The organism is Acidovorax sp. GW101-11A03 (assembly GCF_059424825.1).
Genome location: NZ_JBWKZU010000137.1, coordinates 1 through 1,671 on the forward strand (window position 1 = coordinate 1; position 1,671 = coordinate 1,671).

The window sequence follows — 1,671 nt, forward strand, 5'->3', positions numbered from 1 at the left end:
CAGCCGGGCGCTGCGCTCCACACGGCCCGTGTCGGGCGCCACCAGGCCCAGCAGCACATTGCCCAGTGTGCTTTTGCCGGTGCCGCTGGGGCCTTGCACGGCGATGCGTTCGCCGCTGCGCAGTTCCAGGTCGAGCGGCGCAAACAGCTTCTGCGCGCCATAGGCTTTGGAGATGCCATGCGCCGTCTACGACGGGTTCCCCCAGCGTGGGCTCGGCAAACGGCAGCCAGTGGGCCGGGTCGGCCTGCAGCAGCTGGCGGGTAAAGGCGTGCTGCGGCGCGGCCGCCACGGTGTGGATGTCGCCTTGCTCCACCGCCTGCCCGTGGCGCAGCACAATGACTTGGCCGCCCAGCGCCTGCGCCACCTGCATATCGTGCGTGATGGTAAGCAGGCAGCCACCCGCCTGCAGCACGCCCTGGAATAACTCCACCATGCGGCCGCGCCAATGCGCGTCCAGGCCTTTGGTGGGCTCGTCCACCATCAGCACCGGCGCGCCTCCGGCCAGGGTGATGGCGGCCACCGCGCGCTGGGCCATGCCGCCCGACAGTTGCCAGGGGTAGTGGCTGCCTGCGCCGCCCAGGCCCGCAGCGCCCAGCACCTGTTCGGCCTGTGTGCTGGCGGCGCTGGGGGGCTGCTGGTGCAGCAGGCGGTACACCTCGGCCAGCTGCGGCGCCACGCGGGCCAGGGGGTTGAGTGCCAGCGAGGGCTCCTGCGGCAGCAGCGCCAGCTTGCGGCCCCACAGGGCGCGGCGCGCGGCGGCGTCCTGGGCGCGGGTGGTGGTGCCATCCAGCGTGATCTGGCCCGTGGCCTGCAGTGCCGGCGGCAGGTTGCCCATGATGGCCTGGGCCAGCAGCGACTTGCCCGCGCCGCTTTCGCCCACCAGGGTCAGCGCCTCGCCCGGCCGCAGGCTGAAGCCGATGTCGCGCAGCAGCCGTTTGCCGCCCACCTGGATGCCCAGGCCCTCCACGACCAGCAGGGCGTCGGATTTGAAAGGCGTGGTCATGCGGTCTCCCGGTCGGGGTTGAGCAGCATCATCGCGGCCACCAGCCACACCAGCAGGGCGGTGGGGGCAGCAATGAGCCACGGGGCTTCTTCGTAGTAGGGCATGGCCTCGGTCATCATCAGGCCCAGCTCGGGCGTGGGCGGCTGCATGCCCACGCCCACAAAACCCAGTGCGGCCAGCGCCAGCACGGCTTGCGATGTGGTGAAGGCCAGCAGCGTGCCCAGCGTGGGTGCCAGCGCGGGCAGCAGGTGGCGGCGCAGCACATAGCCGCGCCCAAAACCCAGCAGGCGCGATGCCTGAACCGCGTCGCCCGCCAGCACGGGCCGGGCCACCGCACGGCTCACGCGAAAGTATTCGACCCACAGCGCCGCCGACAGGCCCGCATACAGCGCCCACAGCGCGCCGGGTGCCAGGGCCGCAATCAGCAGCACCAGCAGCAGGCCGGGGATGGCGAGCACCGAGTCCGACAGCATGAGCAGCGCCCGCTCGGTGCGCCCTCCACGCCACGCGGCGGCAATGCCCAGCAAGGTGCCGGGCACGGCGGCGCTTACTGCCGCCAGCAGCGCCATGCCCAGCGACAGCTGCGCCGCATGCGCGAGCCGCGCCAGCGCTGAGCGGCCCAGCACATCGGTGCCCAGCCAGTGCTGGGCGCTGGGGGGCTCCAGGGT

2 protein-coding genes and 1 pseudogene are annotated in these 1,671 nt (G+C 72.3%); all 3 read right to left on the reverse strand.

The features are described from left to right. The coding region (locus AC07Z7_RS25010; RefSeq protein ID WP_494768037.1) for an ATP-binding cassette domain-containing protein at positions 1-99 on the reverse strand (99 nt) is incomplete at its 3' end. A 424-nt stretch (positions 100-523) separates the two neighbouring features. Then, positions 524-1,003 (reverse strand): annotated as a pseudogene (locus AC07Z7_RS25015) (ATP-binding cassette domain-containing protein); the annotation flags it as partial. Continuing rightward, positions 1,000-1,671, reverse strand: a 672-nt coding sequence (locus tag AC07Z7_RS25020) for an ABC transporter permease (protein ID WP_494768036.1), incomplete at its 5' end; no start/stop codon positions are given. The pseudogene AC07Z7_RS25015 and the gene AC07Z7_RS25020, both read right to left, overlap by 4 nt.